Genomic DNA, 17,179 nt, shown 5'->3' on the forward strand with positions numbered 1-17,179 from the left:
TTAAAAAATTAGGGGTAAAATAAAATTGGTCATTATTAAGCCACCAATAAAAAAACCTATAACAGCTATTAAAGACGGTTTTTGTAAACTGCTAAGTCCTGTTATAGCATGCCCTGAAGTACAACCACCAGCATAGCGAGTACCAAAACCAACCAATAAACCACCTAAAACTAGAAGAAGTAATCCTTTAGGGGTTATTAAGGCTTCAATGCTGTACACCTCGTTAGGAACTAATGTGGCTCCTGAATTTTCAAACCCCATATTTTGAAGTTCAACAACAGTTGCTGGATTTAGGTCAGTTAGACTATCGTTGGATAAATATTGAGTTGCAATAAAACCACCAATAACGGCACCAAGTACAACAATTAAGTTCCATATTTGCTCTTTCCAATTAAACTTAAAAAAAGATGCTGCTTTTCCAGCTCCCATGATCGAACACATGGTTCTAAGATTAGAAGACATACCAAATGTCTTACCAAAATAGAGTAATAATGCCATGACTACGGCAATTAATGGACCAGATACATACCATGGCCAAGGATTTAAAATGTATTCCATTTTACTGAGATTTATTACAAATGTAGAGTTAAACTAAAGGAAGTTTTGTAATAAATGTTACTTATTTATGGTATGCTTAATAATGTTTTTGAGTTTGTGATAGTAGTTTTTTGACTCTGTTTAAGGTAACCTGGAGAAACCTTATAATTATGAGGCTCTCCTTGTAGCTGTTCATGATGACATGTATATTCTTAATATTAACAAATTTATATACAAGTGCTAAATAGCTGAGTTGTGTAGAACACACGTTTATTATAAAACTTCAATTTTATTTCTGCTAAGCTTTATCTTATTTTCGTTTTCAAATTGTTTTAAAAGTCTGGAAATAACAACACGCGATGTATGTAAATCCTCGGCGATATCTTGATGTTTTGCAATGATGGTTTTAGATGTGTGAAGTTTAACTTTATTAATTAGGTACTTATAAAGGCGCTCATCCATTTTCATGAAAGCCAGATTATCTATTGCCTCTAGCATTTCATCAAAACGTGTTTGATAGCTTTCTAATATAAAATTTCGCCAACTTTCGTTATTATGAAACCATGCTTGCATATTTTGAACGGGGATCATAATGAGGCTTGAGTCTTTTTCAGCAACGGCTCTAATTTTACTTTTAGAAGTTCCCATACAACAAGTAAGTGACATGGTACAAGTTTCGCCCGCTTCTAAAAAATAAATGAGTAATTCGTTTCCATCATTATCTTCTCGAAGTATTTTAATATTTCCACTTAATAAAAGCGGTATATACTGTAATGGTTGATTAATATCTATAATAATATCATCTTTTAAAAACGTACTTATTGTACCCACTTTTTCAATTTCATTTATAAGTGTGTCATCTAAAATATGATTAAACTTTTGATATAATAATTCCTTTCCCATATTCAAAAGTAATGAATTACAAATTTGGAATAAAAATTTGGTGATGTTTTAATAAAAATACTATATTTGCACCCACAAAAATGGCCATGTGGCGCAACTGAATAGCGCACTTGATTACGGCTCAAGAGGTTGCAGGTTTGAATCCTGCCATGGTCACGCCACTAAAACCCCGCTAATACTGGGGTTTTTTTATTCTCTAAATCTTTTATTTCCAATTCAAAAACATAAAAATAACCTCGTTTTATACCTTCTTTTGTTTATTTTTATTGCAAATCCATTGCAAATTTATGTTTGGGATTATATTGGAAATTTTCCAGCGAATTTATTTGTTTGGACAAGTATATTGGCATCTGTCGGTTTTATTTTTATAGGCTTGTTAAAAACCTATGTTACACAAACCAGTAAAATAAAGGGCATATTTGAAACGCTTAGTTTAGGAATTCTTGCGGCATTAGTTTCATATTTTGTTGGGGATATTCTTGAAAGTATTATTACAGGATAAAACTGAATTACTTTTTGGGTATAATTTTTTCTTTTTCTAAAGTTTTAATAAGTTTTTTAATATGTGAATCAATAGCTTCAGAACTGTTTGTTGGATCAATCAAATCAAAAGAACCTCTCCAAACTAATGATTTATCTGATTCTTTTTTTAAATTATAAATAGATGTTTCAATATTAAAAACTTTATATCTGTTATAATAATCTTGATTAAAATAGGCATCTTGATATAATAAATAATAACCGATAAATTTTCTTAAGTGATAATCGGTTTTTGGAGAATCACTTGCATAAGATTGATTGTCATCAATACCTTTAACTAAAGAGACTAAAACAGTATCATAACCATTTAAAAGTAATTTGTCTATTTCAACTTCAATATCCTTTTCAGTTTGTTTGGAATCTTGAAATGATTTCTCAAAAACCACAGCACTTTGTAAAGCATTTATTTTTCTGGCATTTAATTCAGTGATAAGCTGAAACTCGTATGCCTTACGTGCTTCATAATTTGGGGTAGCACCAACAACCAATATTTTTTTAGGATTGAATCTATAGTAATCTGGGTTTTTCCAGCTTTTAATTAGTTTTGTTGACGAGCAACTAAGCATCATTAAAATCAAAACCAGGCTAATAATCTTGTTTATTTTTAAATTAATATTATTTAATGGCTTCTTCATCTACATTGTCTTCCAAAAGTATAGGGCTTATAAGTTGCTGTTCTTCCAAAACAACAATTACCAGTCTTACATAATCGTTTACAGTCTCATGGATTGATTGTGGATCCATGACATCTATGTAACCTTTCCAAATAAGTTCTCTGTCCTTCGTTGGACAAATGCAATACATGGATGTTTCGGTGTGGTAAACAGTATATTCCTCATAATAATCCGGGTTATAAAAAGCATCTTGATATTTTAAATAATCGTCACTAAATTTCCTGTAAGTACTATCGTAATCATCATAATTTTTCTTGTATGCAATTTTATCTTCAACACCAATTACTTTTGTGAACAATACTGTATCAAAACCATCATTGATGAGTTTGATTTCTAGCGTTTTTAATTCTTCTTCAGTCTTTTTTTCGGTGGTAAATGATGGTTCAAAAAGTTCTAAACTCATCACAGACTCGATACCTCTATATGCATATTCATCCTGTAATTGTTTTTCAAATTGTTGTCTTGCTTCAATATTAGAAGTCATGCCAACCAATAAAACTTTATTGGGACTGTATGAGTCTATATCTGGGTTTTTCCAGTTTTCAATCAATTCTGTCGTAGAACAGCAAATAACGAGTAAACAAAGTAATATGGTGTTTATAAATTTCATCTTAATTTTCTTATTGTAGCAATCGTTTTTGCTTTTTATCCTTTAAAATACCTTTAACAAGGGCAAATAATTGTGTTTTTAGTTTTCTATAGATATCTAAAAAATCGGCTATTGTAATAATAAGTTTTCCGTGTTCATCTTTATAAGCATTTTCTAACTCTATTTGGTCTATACCATCAACCATAATTTTAAGTTCTCTTTCGTGCTTTTTAATAGTTTCAATCAACTTATCTGTTTCCTTTTGAAGTTTACTCAATTGGGTAACTATGCTTTTGCTCTCGTTAAAATGTTTTGAGTCAATAAGTTGAAGTGTATATGATTTTACTAAATCGTCAAAAAACAATTGCTCGTCTTTAGCAAATTCTAATTCAGATAACCATTTTTTAGACGCATTATGCATTGTTTCAGTACTTAACCATGCTACATACTTTGGTTTATTGCTTTTTGTTTTCATGATTTTGAAATTTTAGAATTTAAAAAGCAGAAAGTAACACGCTTAAAACATAGATCCTTTCTGCTTGATAGAAATTAATTAACCTCAATAACTTTTTTAGCAGGTTCTTGTTGAGCTGCCTCTTCTTTTTTTAGTAGTTTCACTTTTAAAATGCCATTTTTGTACGCTGCTTTTACATCTTGGTCTAAATCTACCGAAGGTGGAAGCATCATAGATCTTTTAAAAGATTTATAACTAAATTCTTTGCGAGAGTACTCATCTTCTTTCTCTTCTTCTTCTAATTCTTTTTCACCACATACATAAAGTACATCTTCCTCAATGGTTACTTCAAAATCTTTTTTGTTAAATCCTGGAGCTGCTAATTCAATTTCAAAATCTTCTTCATGTTCTTTTACATTTACAGCAGGCATTAAACTATCATCTTCAAAGAAATCATTGTTGAAAAGATCATCAAATCTTACAATGTTGTTTAAATTAGAAGGGAATAATCTACTCCCCCAAGGTCTTAAAAGACTATTACTCCAAGGGGTTAATAATTGGCTTTCAAATGGAGATAATCCATTTCTCTTTCTTCTACGTTTCATTAATGTTGTCATAATAAATATATTTAGGTTAAACTTATTTTTCAACACTAATATATTTACAGAAACAGGCTTTCACAATGATATATATCAGTCAGTTAAGGAAGTATAAAGTGTTTTAATAAAACTTTTTAGTTGATAATAATACTTTCTAAATATTGGAATAACCTAAATTTGAAGTTGAAAATTTTAGTCTTTAAATTGAAAACTTTAAGCTCTATGTCATCATGTTTTTTTACGAAGAAATTATCGCAAGTCATATCATCACATTCAATTTTGTTTCTAATTTGATGTGCAAGTGAGTTTAGTTCATTTAAAAGGCTAATACTATTTTTATTTAAGGCATTTATCTCATTTTTTAACTTGGTAAGCTTTTCATATAAATTCATTACATGAGGTTTGAAAATAGGTTTGCTTAATAAAGATTTATAAAATTGAAGTTCGAATTTTAAATTTTCCAAGCTATTTTCATCTCGCAATATGTTGTATTGTAACTCTCCAATAGATTTATCGCTATTGAAGCTTTGATATGTATGTAGTGCTTCCATTTTTTTATAGATTATATAAATACTTTTTCAATATCAGCAAGTTTTGGTATGGTTACATGCCAATTATAGGTGTCTTTTATTTTTACGCGGAAAGCATCTAAGGCCATAGGCTCGCCGTGAATTAAAAATACTTTTTCTGGAATATTTTTAATGTTGCTCATCCAATCCAATAAATCGTTTTGATCTGCATGTGCCGATAAACTTTCTATATGCTTAATGGTAGCTTTTACAGGATAATATTTGCCAAAAAAACGTATTTCGTGAGCGCCGTCTTGTAACTGTCTCCCTCTAGTACCTTCGGCTTGATAGCCTACTAATAAAACTGTAGTCGATGCTTCATCTATAAGTTGTTGCAAATATGTAAGTACGCGCCCTCCCGTTACCATACCACTACCTGCAATAATTATTTTAGACCGTTTATCGTCAATGGTTTCCCAGGTTTCTTTATAAGATTGAATAATGTTTATGTGGTTGCACATAGTATTATATTCTGATATAGATAGCTTATGCCATTTTGGAAAACGCTGAAATACCTCTAAAACGTTATTTCCCATTGGACTATCTATAAAAATGGGAATGTTGGGTATTTTATTTTTTTTGTAAAGTTTCCAAAGTAAATACATGAGCGTTTGTAAGCGTTCTACGGCAAAACTTGGGATGATTAAATTTCCTTTTTTATGAATGGTTTCATTGACAAGTTGAGAGAGAATATCTTCAATATTTTCTTTTGGATGTAGTTTATTGCCATAGGTGCTTTCAATGAATAAATAATCTGCCCACTCTGGTTTTTTAGGGTCTTCTAATAAATAATCATTCGGTCTACCAATGTCTCCAGAAAACACAAATCGTTTTCCGTTTATATTTAATTCAATAAATGTGGCACCGATGATATGACCGTTATACTGAAAGCGATATGATATATTTTCTGAAAACGCTATCCATTTATCTGGCAGTTCTACTTGAAACTGTGCTATGGTTTTTTCTGCTTCAAACTTGGTATAAAATGGCAATGCAGGATTATGTTTGGTGTATTTTTCCTTGTTTGCCTTTTTCGCTTCTTCTTCGTGAATTTTGGCACTATCTTTTAAAATGATTTTTGCAATGGCCAAAGTAGGTGCTGTACCTATAATTTTACCCTTAAACCCTTGTTTTAATAATCTGGGTAAATAGCCAACATGGTCTAAATGACCGTGTGTTAGCAAAACAACATCAATGGTTTTAACATCTACTGGTAAATTACTCCAGTTGAGTTCCCTTAACGCTTTTAAACCTTGAAACATTCCGCAGTCTATCAATATTTTTTTTTCTGAAGTTTCAATAAGAAATTTAGAGCCTGTAACGACACCTGAGGCTCCCAAAAAATTGATTCTCGCAAAATTTTCCATTTATGCTATTTTTAAGCGTTACACAACATTTTTATTTCATTCAATATTTTTTCCTTTCTGGTTTCCGAAATTCCTAAATGATCTAAATAAAAAGTATCGCCAATTAATGTCCTGCATAGCACTAGATCTCTACTTAATAAAAATTGTTTTTCTCTATTAGTTAATAGCGTAGATACTGTAATTGGATACAATCCTAAACGGTCTATACGGTCTTTTAATCCATCGTTTTTAGGATAATCCCAACTTAGCAAATAAAGATTTATACATTTACCATATTGAAGTGCATCTTCTGTAAAGCGGGTATTTGTTACCACCCAACCTTTTGTTAGCTTAGATTTTATTTTTGTATTTGTATTCCAATGGGCTTTCACATCATTATAACGGGCATTTATATAGAGTGGGATTTTTACATTGCAATTAAGCCCTTGTTCGTTATGAAATTTACATTCTATTATGGTAGTTTCATTATTTTTATGTGCTATGACATCAATTTCGTGAGTAACACATTGTCCTTGTACAATTTTACCGATTTCGATTTCAAATCCTGAATACTGTAATATATTGCCAATAAAGCGTTCAAAAGGAAAACCTGTTGGTCCTAACTCATAAATAGCTTTTTTTAGTTTGTATTTTGACGCTAAATAACTTTTCCTCTTTTTAAGTAAGGCAAATGCCCTGTTATAGATTTCTTTTGTTGAAATACCTTGATACAGTTCGTCTCTAACCTTATCTATAATCCCCTTTACTGTTTGTTGGTCTGCACCAGTACGTTTTAAAGATGTCTTTAATTTATCTAGTGAAAACTTTACTTTTTTTCCTGAAGATTTGATGATTTCGATTGTGCCTGTTTCCATCTTTTGTGTTATAAAATTTAAGTTTATAAATAAGAATTACAATCTATTTTCTTTAAAAAAAGCTATTACCCAGGCTTTTACTTGTCGTTTGGTCATACTATCCATTTTTACAACATCTTTAACCTTTTTGCTTAAATCTAGGTAATGACTTTTTAAATGTTTATCCAATTTAACACAGGTTTCTGCTGGACCAAAAAGTACTATGGCATTAACTTCTTCAATTTCTGAAATAATATCATCAAAGTATTTTTTAAATTGATGTTTTTCACGTTCTAAATATTTGCTGTCTTGAACAACATCTTGAGGACCGCCTTTTAATCGTGTTCCAGAGCCACCATGAACATGAAAATGTTCTATGTTGGACAATATGGTATTTACACCAACTTCACCGTTGTATAGCGTAACTACAATTGCCTTTGTTTTATCTAACCATATACCTACTTTCATTTGTAATAAGTTGTTAAGTTTTTACATTAATTTTTAGTTTCTTAAATCATGCATTACCAAAAGCGGTACTTTAGAATCGTAACCAATTTCTTTTACCAAAGGATGTGTTAACATACTTCCAAAAAATAGATGCTTTTTATTAATAAAAGCAACCATATCACTTTCTCTACTTTCAACAAAACAATTAATAGCCGTAGGTATATCCATATGGCTAAGGGTATGGAAAGAATAACTTATAGCTTCAAAATACTCTTCAAGCAATTTTTTGTTATTGAGTTGTTTTTCGCTTAGTTTTTTCTCAGTAGATATGTGCAAAACTCTAATCGAGGCATCACACTTTTTAGCCAAACCTACTAAGTAAGTTAACTCTCTTCTTTTAAAATGGGTTTTATAGCTTGTGGGAAAAACGATCTCTTTAGGCAACTCTAGTTTTGCTATTTCTGGAACTACAATTATTGGACAATTTCTTATCTTTTCCATAACATCTATGGCTACAGTACCAAACATCTTTTTTCTAGAGCCTGTTTTGCCTTTTGTCCCCATGACAATCATTTCAATATCCTTATCTTCAACTATATTTTTGATGGCTTCGACAACACTATTAAATGTAGAAATGGTTTTAAATTGATGTTTTGGATTGTTATGGTCTTTAAAAGCAAGCATATCTAAAACTTTGGCTAGCCCATTTTCAGAATCTAATTTTGCTGATTCATACATATCACTCCCAGGTTCCATGTTTATTAATGAGTCTACAATATTGCTGGTAGCCGAAAACACGTTGAGAATATAAAAATCGCATTGGTCTTTTTTATATAATTCCAAGGCAAAGGTTATGGCATGCCGTGCATTTTTAGAAAAATCTATTGGCAATAATATTTTGCGTTTCATGAGGTTTATGCTTTAATTTATTACCTAAATTTAATCCTGCAGAGTATGGGTAGCAATGATATATATCAGCTCATTCTGGTACAACTAAAAATGGAACAATAGGTTGAAATCCTATTTTTTTTATGATGGGTTCGTGTATTATTTTTTCAATAAAACTGTGTTTGTAATTTACCATAGCGAGTATATCTATCTCTAATTCTTCAATAAAATCATTAATTTCAACTGCTTTTTTATCATATTTGGGCATCCAATGGAGACTGTGCTCATAATCGCTTAAGTAGTTTTGTAACATTGTTATGTTATACTCTTGTATATCATTAAGTTCTTCCTCTTCATTAATATGTACGATTCTAATTTTAGAATTATATAAATCTGCCAATTGTTTTATAGGGTGCAATTCTTTATTATCATAAAACCGATTGAAATCTGTTGGAAAAGCTATTTGTGTTGGGGTCACAAAATTGTAGTCTTCTGGCACAATTAACACGGGACAATCTCTAATGCCTTTTATAACATGCACCGTGTTGCTACCAAAGAAAATTTCTTTTGCGCCTGTGGCACCTTTTGTACCCATAATTATTAAATCTATATTCCATTCTTTAATGGCTGTTTTAATAGCTTTTTTTAAATCTTTAGTACTTAGAATTATTTGAAAGTCATGGTTTGCATTGGCGTTATTGTGTTCCACTATATTTTTCATTTCTAACAACTCTTTTAGGGCATTATCTTTCATTGTTTCTAATAGTTTGTTTGAAAGATTAGATAAAGTAGATGTTTTTATTATTGTAGAGTTCAAAAAATAAAATGAACACTCTATATCTTTAAAGAGTTTTAAAGCGTATCCTATGGATCCCCATGAATTGGCAGAAAAATCGGTAGGAATCAAAATATTTCGTTTCATGGTTTAAGTTTTATAGGTTGTAGATGGAATTACCAAGAAAGGGACATTTAAATGAAATCCTATCTGATTTATTGTTGATTTAAAAAACAAGTTTTCAAAAAATGAATGTTTGTTATTAATCATAATCAACAAGTTGATTTTAGCCTTAATCTGAAAATTTGTAATTGCTTCCGGAACATTTTGGTTACTTACACTATGAAATAAATGTGTTGTGTTTTTAAAATACGTCTCTAATATGCTTTTGTGTGCTTTTTGAGATTCAGACAAATCATACCCGTAGGACACATTTAATATATTTACTCTGGTATTGTAAAGCGAAACAATATCAATTATAGGTTTTAAGTGGTGGTCTTTATAGTCAATCTCATAGTCTGTTGGAAACAAAACCTCATGTGGTTTTTCAAAACTAAAATCATCAGGTATCGCTATTACAGGGCATTTTACATTTTTAAAAATATGCACGGTATTCGATCCAAATAACACCTCTTTTACGCCAGTAGCCCCTTTTGTTCCCGTTACTACATAATCAATCGCTTTTTTGTCAACAACTTCCTTTATTTCTGAAACCAAAGTATTAAATACTGCCATGGTTTTTAAGGTATGTTTTGGATTGCTAAATTCCTTTTCTATTCTGGTTTTAAAGTCTTCCAACTGTTTTAGGGCATTTTCCCTAACAGCATCGCCCAAACCATATTGTGCTGGACTTACCAAAACATATTCTACATGGTAAATTACTGGCGTGTATGCATTTAACAAATAAAACTTACAGGTTTCATTTTTAAATAGTTGTAATGCATAAGATATCGCGTTCCATGAATTATTGGAAAAATCGGTAGGAAGAAGTATTTTTTTCATGATATTAAATTTTACTTAACTGCGTTTCATATTCTGTAATGACAAAAGAGGAATATCGAGATTTAAACTCAACTCATCCAAAGGAGATTGAAACAGGATGTTTTCAAAAAATGAATGTTTTGTGTTTACCATTACAAGCATATCAATATGTTTCTCTTTAATGTGTTTATATATTGAATTAATAAGATGATTACTGCTTTCTATTTTGAAGTTGATTGTATTTTTACACAACTCATTTTTGATGAAATCTTTGTTTTCTTGCTGTCTACGCGATAGCTTTATACTTTTAGAAATGTAGAGCATATCTATTTTAGCTCTATAAGGTGCTGCTATTTCACAGAGTAATTTTAGCTCCCGTCTTTTGTAGGGTATCATGTAATTTGTTGGGAAAAGAATATGTTTGGGTTGTGTGTATTTATAGTTTTCTGGTATTGCCAATACTGGGCATTGTACATATTTTAGAACCTGTAATGTGTTGCTTCCAAAGGTTAATTTTTTGTCATTGGTTTTTCCTTTAGTTCCCATCACTATAATATCAATATTTTGTTCGTTCACAATTATATCGGCTTCATCCAAAAGCAAATTATTGGCAGAAATTGTATTAAAAGTATGTCTGGGGTTTGGTGAGGTATTGATAATGGCTTTTTTTATATTTTGTAGTTGCTTATCAGATTTTTTACTGATTATTGAGGTAACCTTATCCAATGTTTCTCTGGTTAATAAAACTTCATCAGAATAAATATCATCTTGGTAGGCATGCATGATATGAAATTCGCTAAGGTCATACTTAAATAAGTCTGTAGCATATCTTAAAGCATTTATGGCATTCTCAGAAAAATCGGTAGGAATCAGTATTTTTCTCATGGTTACAGTATTTCTCTAAAATTAAATACTAAACCATTAGGATACAATGATATATATCAGAATTAGAGATTGAGAACCTTAAGTATACTTTATAAGTGTTATTGCCTAGCCTAAATAATCTGTATCGACTATTTAGGGCTAGAAAATTAGCATGTGAATTGATTAATAGCCGCTCTATAAATAAGAAACAGGAAGTGTATACTTCCTGTTTCCTTTTCAAAAATATTTAATTTTATTAATTAACCTTTTCTAATCATTAATATCCCTAATGAAAGCTATATTAAATCTTCAGTTAACTAATAGCTTCAAATATTTTTAAAACAGTGTTAACATTTTGCAATGAAAAACGCTGTATTTTTTAGAAACAGGAAGCCGAAACTTCCTGTTTCTCCAAAGTACCTAATGTCATCATCCAACTTTCGGTTTTCTACAACATATTCTTTGTTTCCAAAGACAGCATTGCGGTTTTCCTGCCAAATAATAGCTTTAAACACTTTGTTTCGGTATTGTTATTTTGCAACAACAGTACCTATATTTTTATAACTATGTAAAAGAACTTTATATAATGGTGCTAATATAAATGACTATTTTTCAATAGGAAATGATATCCATCAGTTTTGAAAAAGATATCTTTTTAACACGCAAATTTCTTTAATAAAACAGGAAGCCTGAGCTCCCTGTTTCGTTTAGGAATTCAATTTTATTATTTAATTTTTAACCTTAAACCAACCTATTGCCAAAACAATAAATAAAAATTAATTAACTAAATAATACCTTTAAACTCCAAGATTTTTAAACTGCTAATATGCAAAGATCATATTAATTATGATGCTAATGTACAGAGCTAAATGCTATAAGGAAATGATATCCATCAGTTTTAAAATTATATTGGTATAATTCCATAAACTATATTAAGTAAAAATAATCCCGTAAGAAACAACAAGGTATATATAAGTTGTACCAATTTTATATTAACAAATTTTAGTACAGCAACCGTGCGTTTTGGAAAAATAAACAAGGACAAACCTATATATAAGGACATCCAACCAATGAGTGTTATAAGGAGCTTCCAGTTAGATTCCCAGATATTATGAAATAAAATATTTAGCAAGCCTATAATAATAGCCATAAAGGATGAAATAATTAGAAATTTCTCATCATTTAGATCATTAAAAATTTGCTTGATCCGCTTGGGGTTAAAAGTTAATATCACGAAGAATATGATAAGGTACCAACCCCAAAACTTTGCCAAAAATATTGAATTGTCCATAATGCATTAATTTTTTTCATGTAACACTAAAAAAGGTATTTCAGTATGATAGCTTATTTCTTCAACTTTTGAATGAAATAAAATATGCTGAAAATAATTTAAGTTTTTCGCAACCATACATATCATATTTATATTTCTACTCTCTACAAAACACTGTATGGCATCTTCCACTTTTTTATTTGTTAAATAATAAAAGCTATGATCTAAATCACTAAAATAGTCATCCAGTAATTCTCTATTTTTAGTTTGGTCACCGTTTAAATGCATTTTCTTTTTACTAATATGAAGAATTCTCAATGCTGATTTACTGGTTTCTAAAATTTCTAAAAGCGGTTGTAGAATCTGTATGTCATAGGTTAATGAAAAATCTGTTGGAAACGCCATTTCTTCCAATTTAACAAATTGTGCACTTTCTGGGACTGCTAAAGTGGTGCATTTTACTTTGGTTATAACATCTCCTGTATTGCTTCCTATTATTATTTTTTTTAAACCAGAAGCACCTTTGGTACCCATTACTATGCAATCTATATTTTTGTCTTCAACATGCTTCCTAATAGATTCTATAAAAAACCCAAAATCAGAAACGGTATAAAACTTATGTTTTTTATTCGGTGAAAACTGTTGAGTGATGCGCTTTAAAATTTTACGCAGTTGTAATTTGGCTGGTTTGGTATAAACGTCTTCTATGGTCTCTTCTGGAGCTATATATGGAGCGTCATTAATCATGACGTTATCAAATCTATTTACATGTAGCAAATAAAAATTACAGATCTCTTTTTCAAAAAAATTAATTGCGTATTGAATGGCATTCCATGAATTCTCTGAAAAATCGCTGGGTAGTAATATATTTTTCATCTATCAGCATATTTACAACCACTAATTTAAGCTGTAGTTACTTTATATAAAATGATATTGGTCATTTAACGATGATAGAAATTCTAGCTAATTCATACTTTTTAATTTTTCAATATCAATCACTTTTATATTTCTTCCATCGGCTTTTATAATGCCTTGTTTTTTAAACTCTGTTAAAGTTCTAATTAGAGTTTCTGTCGCTATACCGGCAACACTAGCCAAATCGTTTCTTGAAATCTTTATGGGGTCTTCTGGTCTACGGTTCATCTTTTCGGCAAATTTTAAAATAGTAGATGCAGTTTTTTGGGTAACGGTACCATAAGCCATTTGTAAAAGTTGTTTCTTAACATCAGATAAATCATCGGTTAAAAGCTCAATGAGTTCCATCACAACTTTATGGTTTTTATTAAGAATATCATTAAAATCAATAATCGAGACTCCTACAAGCTTAGTGTTGTCAATAGCAGTCGCTGTTTCTTGGTGGGGTATATTTTGTGTAAACGATGTATAGCCAAATAAATCATCTTCTTTATACAGTGCTGTTACCAATTCTTTTCCTTGTTCATCTATTCTATAACATTTTACTGCACCTTGGCTAATTAAGTAAATGTAGTTGGAATGATCTTCTTCACGGTAAATAACCTCTTCATTTTTAAATGAAAATTCTTCACCATAATCATCAAAAAAGTTTTTTAAATCGTTTAAGTTTTTTAGCTCGTCATTAGGCTCAATAATTTCGACGTTTTGATTACGATTTAATTCTTGTAAGATAGATACTTTTGCTAAACGGCTTTCAATAGCGCTTATAAGATCGTCTTCTGTAAAAGGTTTGGTAATATAATCATCGGCACCTAAATTCATACCTTTTCTAACATCACTACGCTCTGTTTTTGCAGATAAAAATATAAAAGGAATATACTTTGTTAATTTATTTTTAGAAAGGGTTTTAAGTGCGCTATACCCATCAAGTTCGGGCATCATAATATCACATATAATAATATCTGGATGTTGTTTTTTAGCTTTTGATACACCAGTTTTTCCATTTGAAGCTGTTAAAACCTTATAGCCTGATAGTTCTAAAAGTTCAGCTATATTCTCTCTTAAAACAGCATCGTCTTCTATGAGTAATACAGTTGTCATTGTTCTGCTATATTTGGAAATGTTATTGTAAAAGTACTGCCTACATGTTCTTCACTTTCAAAGTAAATAGTACCTCCCAAGTTTTCTAAATGGTTTTTAGCAATATTTAAACCAATACCCGTGCCTTGAGTGTTGATGACGTTTTCTGCTCTAAAATACCGCTCAAAAATACTTTTTTGGTTTTTTTCAGGTATGCCTATACCTTTATCTTTTACCTTGAGTGTTGTAAAAGTGCTGTCTTGTTTAATATGTAAATCTATAACCGTTCTTTCTGGAGAATATTTGATGGCGTTGTGCAATAAATTTGAGAATATAAGTTGAATAATTTTTTCATCTTGATAAAGTGACATTTCATCAATGTTTTTGGGATACTTTATTTGTTGCCCTTCTTTTAAAAGCATGTTGGCATTATAGACCACCTCGTTAACCACTTTGCTTAGTTTAAAATGGCTAAACTTATAGTTTACTTTTCCTGTTTCCAGTTTTTCAACTGATAAAAAGTCGTTTAGTATGTTGTTTAAAAAGTGAACCTTATCGGTTATCGTTTTTATATGTTTATCGCGCTTTTCTTGGTGTTTGGTTAATTGATATTTACTCAGTAATTGACTGGAGGTTAAAATACCACTTAAAGGGGTTTTAAATTCGTGAGAAACCAGAGATAAAAAATTTGTTTTTAACTCATTAAGTTCTTTTTCTTTACTAAGGGCAATTTTAAGCCGTTGGGTTCTTTCTTCTACTTTATTTTCGAGTTTGGTAGTGTAGTTTTTTCGCTCGGTAATATCTAATATTATTGCAACAAAAACTTCTTTTTCGCCTAAATTAGATAATTGCAAATGTACTTCTACAGGGTATTCTGTTCCATCTTTACGTTGGTGTACTGTTTCAAACTCTACTTTTTCAACATTTTTGTTTAATAAAACATCAATAGTTTTTCTAAATTTAGCTCTATTATCATTAGGTTTTATGTCCAAAGGCGTCATGTTTTTTAATTCCTCAAGACTGTAACCAATATTCTTTTGCGCGCCGTAGTTTACGTTGATAAATTTTAATGTGTCAACATCAAAAACATAGATTTCATTTAACGATTCATTAAAAATGGTTGCAAGGTGGTTGCGTTCTTCCTCTGAGTTTTTTCTTAATGTAACATCATTTTGTATACCAATAAAATTGGTAACCATCCCACTGGTATTAGTTATTGGAAAAACGTATAAATCGTTCCAAAACATAGTGCCGTCTTTTTTATAATTGCGTAGCGTGGCTTGACAGCTCTCACCATTTTTTATAGCCTCCCTTAGTTTTTTAAGAGGGGCTTGGTCTCTGTCTTTTCCTTGTAAAAACCGGCAGTTATGGTCTAGTATTTCGGCCTCAGAATATCCTGTAAGGTTTTGAAATGCTGAATTGAAATAGATAATAGGGTTGTCGTGTTTTTGTGCATCTGTAATAATAACACCATTCTTAGCAGATTGTAATGCTTGTGTTCTAAGCATCAAGTTTTTTTCAATCGCTTTTTTTTCTGAAACATCCCTGACCAAAGCCATAACATAAACCTTATGATAAATGGTAAATGGGTTTAATTCAACTTCCATTGGGAAAATGGTACCATTCTTTTTTAAACCATAGAGATCTTTTGCTTCTCCCATTTTTCGGCGTTTTCCTTTTTTGATAAATTTTTCAAAATGTGCAGAATGGCTTGTATGATAATTGGAAGGGAGAAGTAAATTCAATTCTCTGTTAACAAGCTCACTTTTAGGGTATCCAAAAATATATTCAGCAGATGTATTGATTTCCATTATTTTTTGATGATTATCAACAATAATCACGCCTTCCGAAACGGTTTCTAAAAGAATATTGAATATTTCTTGGTCTTGTCGAAACATAAAAACATTATGCTTTTGGATAGTACATTAAAAGTACGAAATATTTGTCTTTATTATGACTGATTTATATCATAAATAATTAATAAATAAGTGTTTACATTTAGATATAAATTTTAGTCAAATGAAAACTAAAAGGGAAATAACACCCAAATTTTACCAAAACCTTGGTAAATTGTTTTATGCCGTTGCAGCATCAGATAAACAAGTGCGTGATGAAGAATTTAATAAACTTAAAGCATTGGTAAAAAAACAATGGTTAAATGCTGATATAGTTAAAGATGATTTTAATTCTAATGCCGTTCGCCAAATAGAGTATGTTTTTGAATGGTTACATAAAAATGAAAAATTAAACGCTCAAATGTACTTTGATGATTTTATAAATTATAAAAATGAACACCCACATTTATTTACAAAAAATATCAGAAAGCTTATTATGAAAACTGCAGGAGCGATAGCTTCTTCTTTCTCTGGGTTAAACAAATCAGAATTGATAATGCTTGCCAAATTAGATATGGAATTAAAAAAGTAGTCCAACATAAAATATACCGTAATAATTAGGTATATATCATTCAAAATATGAGACGATTTATAAGATTAACCCTTAGCGGACAATAAATATTAGCAGATGAAAAATAATTTTAATGCCATTATAAATTCCGATACACCAGTTTTAATAGATTTTTATGCCAATTGGTGCGGTCCATGTAAAATGCTTGCTCCAATTTTAAAAGAGGTAAAAAAAGACCTTAAAGATTCTATAAAAATTGTAAAAATTGATGTCGATAAAAATCAATCCATAGCTGCCAAATATCAAGTTCGTGGTGTGCCAACCATGATACTTTTTAAAAATGGAAAACAACTTTGGAGACAATCTGGTGTACTTGAAAAAAACGATATAGTTGCTATTATAAATCAGCATTTTTAAATGAGTTCATAATAATGTATCATGATGAATATCATTTTGTAATAGGGTTAAACGGGCTATTTTAGAATACT

21 protein-coding genes and 1 tRNA gene are annotated in these 17,179 nt (G+C 30.3%); 4 read left to right on the forward strand and 18 right to left on the reverse strand.

Going from position 1 to position 17,179, the window contains the following annotated elements:
* On the reverse strand, nt 1-558 hold the full coding sequence (locus EM932_RS02030; protein WP_135874974.1) for a YeeE/YedE family protein: 558 nt from the start codon (nt 556-558) through the stop codon (nt 1-3).
* 252 nt (nt 559-810) lie between these two features.
* On the reverse strand, nt 811-1,440 hold the full coding sequence (locus tag EM932_RS02035) for a Crp/Fnr family transcriptional regulator (RefSeq protein ID WP_135874976.1): 630 nt from the start codon (nt 1,438-1,440) through the stop codon (nt 811-813).
* Nucleotides 1,441-1,522: 82 nt separating this feature from the next.
* Here EM932_RS02035 and EM932_RS02040 point away from each other — a divergent pair.
* Together EM932_RS02040 and EM932_RS02045 are read left to right on the forward strand one after the other, a co-directional pair.
* Nucleotides 1,523-1,596, forward strand: a tRNA-Arg gene (locus EM932_RS02040).
* 58 nt (nt 1,597-1,654) lie between these two features.
* Nucleotides 1,655-1,942 carry a VIT1/CCC1 transporter family protein gene (locus EM932_RS02045; protein WP_262709935.1) on the forward strand — a complete coding sequence of 96 codons (288 nt, stop codon included), beginning with the start codon at nt 1,655-1,657 and terminating at the stop codon, nt 1,940-1,942.
* Nucleotides 1,943-1,949: 7 nt separating this feature from the next.
* On the opposite strand, the gene EM932_RS02050 is transcribed toward EM932_RS02045, so the two are convergent.
* From EM932_RS02050 to EM932_RS21150, 16 genes are all read right to left on the reverse strand, one after another.
* The gene (locus tag EM932_RS02050; protein WP_135874980.1) at nt 1,950-2,615 is read right to left on the reverse strand and encodes a hypothetical protein; all 666 of its coding nucleotides are present in this window, start codon (nt 2,613-2,615) and stop codon (nt 1,950-1,952) included.
* Complete coding sequence (locus tag EM932_RS02055; RefSeq protein WP_135874982.1) at nt 2,596-3,264, reverse strand: hypothetical protein; 669 nt, start codon at nt 3,262-3,264, stop codon at nt 2,596-2,598. Before EM932_RS02055 ends, EM932_RS02050 begins: the two co-directional genes overlap by 20 nt.
* Before the next feature lie 10 nt (nt 3,265-3,274).
* Nucleotides 3,275-3,718, reverse strand: a complete 444-nt coding sequence (locus tag EM932_RS02060; RefSeq protein ID WP_135874984.1) for a hypothetical protein — start codon at nt 3,716-3,718, stop codon at nt 3,275-3,277.
* Between the two features lie 74 nt (nt 3,719-3,792).
* Nucleotides 3,793-4,314 carry an Hsp20/alpha crystallin family protein gene (locus EM932_RS02065; RefSeq protein ID WP_246040846.1) on the reverse strand — a complete coding sequence of 174 codons (522 nt, stop codon included), beginning with the start codon at nt 4,312-4,314 and terminating at the stop codon, nt 3,793-3,795.
* Nucleotides 4,315-4,430: 116 nt separating this feature from the next.
* Nucleotides 4,431-4,847 (reverse strand): hypothetical protein, encoded by a 417-nt coding sequence (locus EM932_RS02070; RefSeq protein ID WP_135874986.1) that lies wholly within the window; start codon nt 4,845-4,847, stop codon nt 4,431-4,433.
* Between the two features lie 11 nt (nt 4,848-4,858).
* Nucleotides 4,859-6,232, reverse strand: coding sequence for an MBL fold metallo-hydrolase RNA specificity domain-containing protein (locus EM932_RS02075; protein WP_135874988.1), 1,374 nt, complete (start codon nt 6,230-6,232; stop codon nt 4,859-4,861).
* Nucleotides 6,233-6,243: 11 nt separating this feature from the next.
* Entirely contained in the window at nt 6,244-7,086 is an 843-nt protein-coding gene (locus tag EM932_RS02080; RefSeq protein WP_135874990.1) for a restriction endonuclease, read from the reverse strand.
* Nucleotides 7,087-7,122: 36 nt separating this feature from the next.
* Complete coding sequence (locus EM932_RS02085; RefSeq protein WP_135874992.1) at nt 7,123-7,533, reverse strand: hypothetical protein; 411 nt, start codon at nt 7,531-7,533, stop codon at nt 7,123-7,125.
* Between the two features lie 33 nt (nt 7,534-7,566).
* Nucleotides 7,567-8,421, reverse strand: a complete 855-nt coding sequence (locus tag EM932_RS02090; protein ID WP_135874994.1) for a universal stress protein — start codon at nt 8,419-8,421, stop codon at nt 7,567-7,569.
* 70 nt (nt 8,422-8,491) lie between these two features.
* Complete coding sequence (locus EM932_RS02095; protein ID WP_135874996.1) at nt 8,492-9,322, reverse strand: universal stress protein; 831 nt, start codon at nt 9,320-9,322, stop codon at nt 8,492-8,494.
* 3 nt (nt 9,323-9,325) lie between these two features.
* Nucleotides 9,326-10,177 (reverse strand): universal stress protein, encoded by an 852-nt coding sequence (locus tag EM932_RS02100; RefSeq protein WP_135874998.1) that lies wholly within the window; start codon nt 10,175-10,177, stop codon nt 9,326-9,328.
* Between the two features lie 15 nt (nt 10,178-10,192).
* Nucleotides 10,193-11,041, reverse strand: a complete 849-nt coding sequence (locus EM932_RS02105; RefSeq protein WP_135875000.1) for a universal stress protein — start codon at nt 11,039-11,041, stop codon at nt 10,193-10,195.
* 883 nt (nt 11,042-11,924) lie between these two features.
* Entirely contained in the window at nt 11,925-12,311 is a 387-nt protein-coding gene (locus EM932_RS02110) for a hypothetical protein (protein ID WP_135875002.1), read from the reverse strand.
* A gap of 6 nt (nt 12,312-12,317) precedes the next feature.
* Nucleotides 12,318-13,166 carry a universal stress protein gene (locus EM932_RS02115; RefSeq protein ID WP_135875004.1) on the reverse strand — a complete coding sequence of 283 codons (849 nt, stop codon included), beginning with the start codon at nt 13,164-13,166 and terminating at the stop codon, nt 12,318-12,320.
* A gap of 87 nt (nt 13,167-13,253) precedes the next feature.
* On the reverse strand, nt 13,254-14,306 hold the full coding sequence (locus EM932_RS02120; RefSeq protein WP_135875006.1) for a response regulator: 1,053 nt from the start codon (nt 14,304-14,306) through the stop codon (nt 13,254-13,256).
* Nucleotides 14,303-16,183, reverse strand: a complete 1,881-nt coding sequence (locus EM932_RS21150) for a PAS domain-containing sensor histidine kinase (RefSeq protein ID WP_135875009.1) — start codon at nt 16,181-16,183, stop codon at nt 14,303-14,305. Before EM932_RS21150 ends, EM932_RS02120 begins: the two co-directional genes overlap by 4 nt.
* Before the next feature lie 121 nt (nt 16,184-16,304).
* On the opposite strand from EM932_RS21150, the gene EM932_RS02130 reads away from it, so the two are divergent.
* Together EM932_RS02130 and trxA are read left to right on the forward strand one after the other, a co-directional pair.
* Nucleotides 16,305-16,712 (forward strand): hypothetical protein, encoded by a 408-nt coding sequence (locus EM932_RS02130; RefSeq protein ID WP_135875011.1) that lies wholly within the window; start codon nt 16,305-16,307, stop codon nt 16,710-16,712.
* A 96-nt stretch (nt 16,713-16,808) separates the two neighbouring features.
* Entirely contained in the window at nt 16,809-17,108 is a 300-nt protein-coding gene (gene trxA / locus EM932_RS02135; protein ID WP_135875013.1) for a thioredoxin, read from the forward strand.
* Nucleotides 17,109-17,179 lie beyond the last annotated feature (71 nt).

This window comes from Flavivirga rizhaonensis, from assembly GCF_004791695.1.
GTDB classification, from domain to species: Bacteria; Bacteroidota; Bacteroidia; order Flavobacteriales; family Flavobacteriaceae; genus Flavivirga; species Flavivirga rizhaonensis.

Excerpts from the sequence above, each read along its gene's own strand:
- EM932_RS02030 (WP_135874974.1), bottom strand. The coding sequence starts at position 558 with ATGGAATACATTTTAAATCCTTGGCCATGGTATGTATCTGGTCCATTA.
- EM932_RS02035 (WP_135874976.1), bottom strand. The coding sequence starts at position 1,440 with ATGGGAAAGGAATTATTATATCAAAAGTTTAATCATATTTTAGATGAC.
- EM932_RS02050 (WP_135874980.1), bottom strand. The coding sequence starts at position 2,615 with ATGAAGAAGCCATTAAATAATATTAATTTAAAAATAAACAAGATTATT.
- EM932_RS02055 (WP_135874982.1), bottom strand. The coding sequence starts at position 3,264 with ATGAAATTTATAAACACCATATTACTTTGTTTACTCGTTATTTGCTGT.
- EM932_RS02060 (WP_135874984.1), bottom strand. The coding sequence starts at position 3,718 with ATGAAAACAAAAAGCAATAAACCAAAGTATGTAGCATGGTTAAGTACT.
- EM932_RS02065 (WP_246040846.1), bottom strand. The coding sequence starts at position 4,314 with ATGACAACATTAATGAAACGTAGAAGAAAGAGAAATGGATTATCTCCA.
- EM932_RS02070 (WP_135874986.1), bottom strand. The coding sequence starts at position 4,847 with ATGGAAGCACTACATACATATCAAAGCTTCAATAGCGATAAATCTATT.
- EM932_RS02075 (WP_135874988.1), bottom strand. The coding sequence starts at position 6,232 with ATGGAAAATTTTGCGAGAATCAATTTTTTGGGAGCCTCAGGTGTCGTT.
- EM932_RS02080 (WP_135874990.1), bottom strand. The coding sequence starts at position 7,086 with ATGGAAACAGGCACAATCGAAATCATCAAATCTTCAGGAAAAAAAGTA.
- EM932_RS02085 (WP_135874992.1), bottom strand. The coding sequence starts at position 7,533 with ATGAAAGTAGGTATATGGTTAGATAAAACAAAGGCAATTGTAGTTACG.
- EM932_RS02090 (WP_135874994.1), bottom strand. The coding sequence starts at position 8,421 with ATGAAACGCAAAATATTATTGCCAATAGATTTTTCTAAAAATGCACGG.
- EM932_RS02095 (WP_135874996.1), bottom strand. The coding sequence starts at position 9,322 with ATGAAACGAAATATTTTGATTCCTACCGATTTTTCTGCCAATTCATGG.
- EM932_RS02100 (WP_135874998.1), bottom strand. The coding sequence starts at position 10,177 with ATGAAAAAAATACTTCTTCCTACCGATTTTTCCAATAATTCATGGAAC.
- EM932_RS02105 (WP_135875000.1), bottom strand. The coding sequence starts at position 11,041 with ATGAGAAAAATACTGATTCCTACCGATTTTTCTGAGAATGCCATAAAT.
- EM932_RS02110 (WP_135875002.1), bottom strand. The coding sequence starts at position 12,311 with ATGGACAATTCAATATTTTTGGCAAAGTTTTGGGGTTGGTACCTTATC.
- EM932_RS02115 (WP_135875004.1), bottom strand. The coding sequence starts at position 13,166 with ATGAAAAATATATTACTACCCAGCGATTTTTCAGAGAATTCATGGAAT.
- EM932_RS02120 (WP_135875006.1), bottom strand. The coding sequence starts at position 14,306 with ATGACAACTGTATTACTCATAGAAGACGATGCTGTTTTAAGAGAGAAT.
- EM932_RS21150 (WP_135875009.1), bottom strand. The coding sequence starts at position 16,183 with ATGTTTCGACAAGACCAAGAAATATTCAATATTCTTTTAGAAACCGTT.
- EM932_RS02130 (WP_135875011.1), top strand. The coding sequence starts at position 16,305 with ATGAAAACTAAAAGGGAAATAACACCCAAATTTTACCAAAACCTTGGT.
- trxA (WP_135875013.1), top strand. The coding sequence starts at position 16,809 with ATGAAAAATAATTTTAATGCCATTATAAATTCCGATACACCAGTTTTA.